The sequence below is a fragment of the Halomonas sp. 707D4 genome (assembly GCF_024158685.1).
Classification (GTDB): domain Bacteria; phylum Pseudomonadota; class Gammaproteobacteria; order Pseudomonadales; family Halomonadaceae; genus Vreelandella.
Window position 1 is genome coordinate 1 of sequence record NZ_JAMZBD010000275.1, and the last position, 4,296, is coordinate 4,296.

General features: G+C 66.9%; 4 protein-coding genes. 1 reads left to right on the forward strand and 3 read right to left on the reverse strand.

Features of this window, described 5'->3' with window-relative positions; all coding sequences use genetic code 11:
- Positions 1 to 320 precede the first annotated feature (320 nt).
- From BIS11_RS11875 to BIS11_RS11885, 3 genes are read right to left on the reverse strand one after another with little or no spacing between them, the layout of a single operon-like run.
- Complete coding sequence (locus BIS11_RS11875) at positions 321 to 1,796, reverse strand: ABC transporter permease (protein ID WP_253425945.1); 1,476 nt, start codon at positions 1,794 to 1,796, stop codon at positions 321 to 323.
- Positions 1,796 to 2,449, reverse strand: coding sequence for an ATP-binding cassette domain-containing protein (locus tag BIS11_RS11880; protein WP_253425943.1), 654 nt, complete (start codon positions 2,447 to 2,449; stop codon positions 1,796 to 1,798). Before BIS11_RS11880 ends, BIS11_RS11875 begins: the two co-directional genes overlap by 1 nt.
- A 2-nt stretch (positions 2,450 to 2,451) precedes the next feature.
- Positions 2,452 to 3,318: a putative selenate ABC transporter substrate-binding protein gene (locus BIS11_RS11885; RefSeq protein WP_253425941.1), complete on the reverse strand. Its 867-nt coding sequence runs from the start codon at positions 3,316 to 3,318 to the stop codon at positions 2,452 to 2,454.
- Between the two features lie 205 nt (positions 3,319 to 3,523).
- Between BIS11_RS11885 and BIS11_RS11890 the strand changes: the two genes are divergently transcribed.
- Positions 3,524 to 4,296: ABC transporter substrate-binding protein (locus BIS11_RS11890; protein WP_253586097.1), on the forward strand; the 773-nt coding region annotated here is incomplete at its 3' end.

Sequence of the window (4,296 nt, forward strand, 5' to 3'; positions counted from 1 at the left end):
GCCTGGGTGTCCCGTTCGAACCGCGCCTCCAGGGCGGCGTCGAAGCGCAGATGCCAGCGGCGCTTCTCGAGCGCCAGGTCGATTCCCTTGAGCAGAAAGTCACTGGTCATCGGCCCCTCGGTGGTGACCTCTGGGCGCATCGGTGACACCCAGGCACAGGTTATATCAGGCGTCTCGAACAGCGACGGGCATGGCCGTAATATAACCGCTCGATCGCGCCCTGGCCTTTAGCAAAGAGTCTAGTCCAGGCGCTTTACCTGCAAGTGAAGACTCACCAGTGAGATCGAAGGTCAGTACTCGAGCTCCAGGCGCCTTTGCACTCAGCACTGCTGGCGATCGACCCCGTGACGCAGGCGCAGATAGCCGCGCAGGCGCCTGGCCAGCACGTCGACGCCGATGTTGATCAGCGCGGTGATCAGGATCAGGACCATCGCACGATCGAAGCGCATCTCCTGGATCGCGCTGTCGACGAAGAAGCCGAGCGTGGCGATCCCGAGGATCCCCAGGATCGCCGTCTCGCGCAGGATGATCTCCCAGCGGTAGAACAGAAGCGCCAGAAACGGGCCGTAAAGGCGCGGCACCATCTCGAAGGCGTAGCGGTTCATCCCCTGCGGCGCGTCCTGCCTGAGCGTGATTTCGTTGCTGCGCCGCCCCACCAGGTGGGCGATGATGCCGCCGTTGTGCAGCGCCAGCGCCACCACCGCCGGCAGCATGGAGGGCCCCCAAAGCTGGAGCAGGATGAACGCCAGCATGTACTCCGGCGTCGAGCGCATCACCACCAGTACCACATGGCCGGCCATGCCCCCGGCGCGACGGGTGAAGTGGCGCGAGATCAGCGGGAAAAGCGCCAGCGCCAGCGCCCCGGTCGCCACCAGCGCGATCTGGGTCAGCAAGAGCGTATTCCAGATGCCCGGCAGCGCCTGTTGGACGAACAGCTGGCCGAACCACTCCCACAGCGCCTCCAGCCCCTCGCCTCGCCTCAATGGCGCGGGCACGATGTCCTCGGTGAAGAACCGCGTCACGTTCGACCACATGATCGGAAGCCCGGTGCCCAGCAGAAATGGCGCCGCCGCGAGGTAGAGCGGCAGGATCTTCGGGCGCACCCACCACCGGAGCGTGCCGATCAGCAGATAGAACATCAGAAGCAGCGCCCCGACCGTCGGGTAGTGCCCCTGGGCGAAGGCCGCCATCAGGTGGTAGCCGATGGTCGGCATGCCGACGAAGCCCAGCACCGCGCTGGAGCGCAGCCCGCACTCCAGCCGGTAGGCGGTATAGCTCACCAGGTGCGGCCAGGCCTGGCTGACCCGCGCGTAGACCAGCGCCGACAGCCGCCCGGCTCCACGCGGCAGCACCTGCCCGGGCAGCGGATCGGTTTCATCCAGAATCTCCGCGTACACCTTGGCGAAGATCCCCGCGTAGGGGATGGCGATCGCCAGCACCCCGGTGACCGGGTGCAGGCCGAAGCTCTGTAGAAAGATCAGCGCCCAGAACAGCTCGTGAATGGCGCGAATGAAGGCGCAGAAGGTGCGCACCCACCAGCGGTGGAAACAGAGCGCCAGCGCCATGCCCGCAAGCGCGCCGACCCCGACGCCGACGAAGGCGAACGCCACGGTGCGCAGAAGCGCCTCGCCGAGGGAATCGACGCTGGTGAAATCCGGCTGGATGAGTCCCAGAAAGAGCTGGCCAAGCGAGCGCCAGGGGTCGTGGGCGCTGATCTCGAAGTCGCCGAGTAGCAGGCAGACGAGTGCCAGCAGGACGAGCCCGAGCGTGACGCGGGTAGTGGCGCGAAGCGGCATCAGTAGAGATCCTGAAGCGCGGCGGCGGTGAGCGTCTCGCTGGGTGCGTCGAGCACGATGGCGCCGTCCTTGAGCCCGACGATGCGGGTGCAGAAGGAAAGCGCCAGCTCCAGATCGTGCATCGCCAGCACCGTGCGCGGGTAGCGTCCAGTGAGCTTTGCCATCACCGCGCTCGCCTGGGGGCCGTCGAGGGCAGAGACCGGCTCGTCGGCAAGGAGCAGATCGCCCTGCTGATAGAGCACCCGCGCTGCCGCCACCCGCTGGCGCTGCCCGCCGGAGAGCTCGCCGCAGGGCGTCCAGCGTTTCTCGGCGATGCCTACGTCCTCCAGGAGAGCTGTGATCTCGTCGATGTCGCGCCGCCAGGGCCTGGCGAGCGTTGCCAGGTTGCGCCACCAACGGTGGCGGTCGAGCCGCCCCATGTAGACGTTGTGGAACACCGAGAGCGTATCCACCAGCCCCAGCGCCTGGGGCATCAGCGCCACCGGCTGCTCGCGCCAGTGATCGAACATCAAGGAGAGCAGCGTCGACTTGCCCGCCCCGCTCTTGCCGATCAGCGCCACGTGCTCGCCCTCGTCCACCGAGAGCGACAGCGGCCCGAGCACCCGCGTGGCGCCGTAGTGCGCCTCGGCGTCCGTCAGCGTAAAGCGAGTCACCGTCAGAGCAGATCCAGCGAGATGGCCACGTCACGCACCGGCTCGAAATCCTCGTTGGAAGCCGGAATGAAGCCCGAGCGCGGGAAGCTCGCCAAAAGTTCCGGGTCGTCCATGTCCAGCAGCGCCTGCTGCAGGCGTTCGGTGAAGCCTTCGCCGAAGCGCTCGTCGACGTCGCCGCGCACGGTCCAGTGGTAGTCCGGGTAGGTCGGCGACTCCCAGATCACCTGGACGCGCTCCGGGTCGACGTTGCCCTGCTCCACTTCGTTCTCCCAGGCGGTGTAGCTCAGAACCCCGGCCTGGTAGGCACCGGACTGCACCAGCGACACGGTGCGGCTGTGATTGCCGCTGAAGCCGACGCGCGCGAAGAGCTCCTCCGGCGAGGCACCGAGATCGCGGGTCAGAAAGTACTCCGGCAGCAGCCGCCCGGAGGTCGAGCTCTGCGAGCCGAAAGTGAAGGTCAGGCCCTTGAGCGCCTCCGGGGCGGTGTCGGATTCGACCGGCTCGATGCCGGTGGAGGCGTTGGCGATGAAGTAGCTCTTGTACTCCGGGTCCTCGATGCCCTGGGCGATCGCTTGGGAGCCGGGCACCAGCTCGCGCGCCTGCACGCCGGTGAAGCCGCCGAACCAGGCCAGTTGAACCTGGTTGTTGCGAAAGGCGGTGACCGAGGCGGCGTAGGAGGTCACGGGGATGAAGCGCACGTCGACGTCGAGCTCGTCGGACAGGTAGTCCGCCACCGACTGGAAGCGCTGCTGCAGGCGCGTTTCGTCCTCGTCGGGAATGGCGGTGAACACCAGGGTGTCGGCGGCGGCGAGCGGCGAGACCAGCGCAAGCAGAACGGCCGCACGGGCCAGAAACGGTTGGCGAGACATAAGAGCGTCCTTTCATGAAGAGAGAAACCGGCGCCGAACACGCCGAAGCAGACCTCAGGAAAGCATACCAGCTCTTCGCTCGAAAGCCTTCACCGCGCTGCCCGGTTTTGGCCTTTTCCGCGCCGGGTCGCTTCGCCGCGCCGCTGTCACAAAGCTGTAAGGTCTTCGTCCTACGCTGGTCGGCGCCCCTCACCCGGAGACTCCCATGTTCAAGCGTCCGCTCTGCCTTGCCATTGCCCTATCGACCCTCACGCTTGTCGGCACCAGTGCCGCCGAGACGCTCACGCTCTACACCAGCCAGCCCCAGAGCGACGCCCAGCAGACCGTGGATGCCTTCATGGCTGCCCACCCGGAGATCGAGGTGGAGTGGGTGCGCGACGGCACCACACGTTTGATGACGCGGCTGCGCTCGGAGCTCGCCGCCGGCGTGAGCAACCCGGACGTGCTGTTGATCGCCGACAGCACCACCATGGAGTCGCTCAAGCGCGACGGCCACCTGCAGCCCTACCAGAGCCCGGAGCGCGAGGCGTACGATAGTGAGCTGTTCGACCCCGAGGGCTACTACTACGGCACCAAGCTGATCACCACCGGCATCGTCTACAACACCGGCGCCGAGCATCAGCCGTCGAGCTGGCAGGATCTGCTCGAACCCGACTACGCAGGCCTGGTGGCGATGCCGAGCCCGCTCTACTCCGGTGCGGCGCTGATCCACATGGCGGCGATCACCGACCACCCGGCGCTTGGCGAGGCGTACTACGAGGGCCTTCGCGACAACCGCGTCGAGGCGCAAAGCGGCAACGGCGGCGTGTTCAACGCGGTGGCGGCGGGCACCAAGGCCTACGGCATCGTGGTGGACTTTCTGCCCATTCGCGAAGCGGCCAAGGGCTCGCCGGTCGAATTCGTGTTCCCCGACGAGGGCGTGAGCGCGGTGACCGAGCCGGTGGCGATCATGGAAGGCGCCGAAAACGTCGAGGCGGC

What these genes read in the sequence shown, in the direction of transcription:
- BIS11_RS11885 (WP_253425941.1), bottom strand. Translation starts at nt 3,318, where the DNA reads ATGTCTCGCCAACCGTTTCTGGCCCGTGCGGCCGTTCTGCTTGCGCTG.
- BIS11_RS11875 (WP_253425945.1), bottom strand. Translation starts at nt 1,796, where the DNA reads ATGCCGCTTCGCGCCACTACCCGCGTCACGCTCGGGCTCGTCCTGCTG.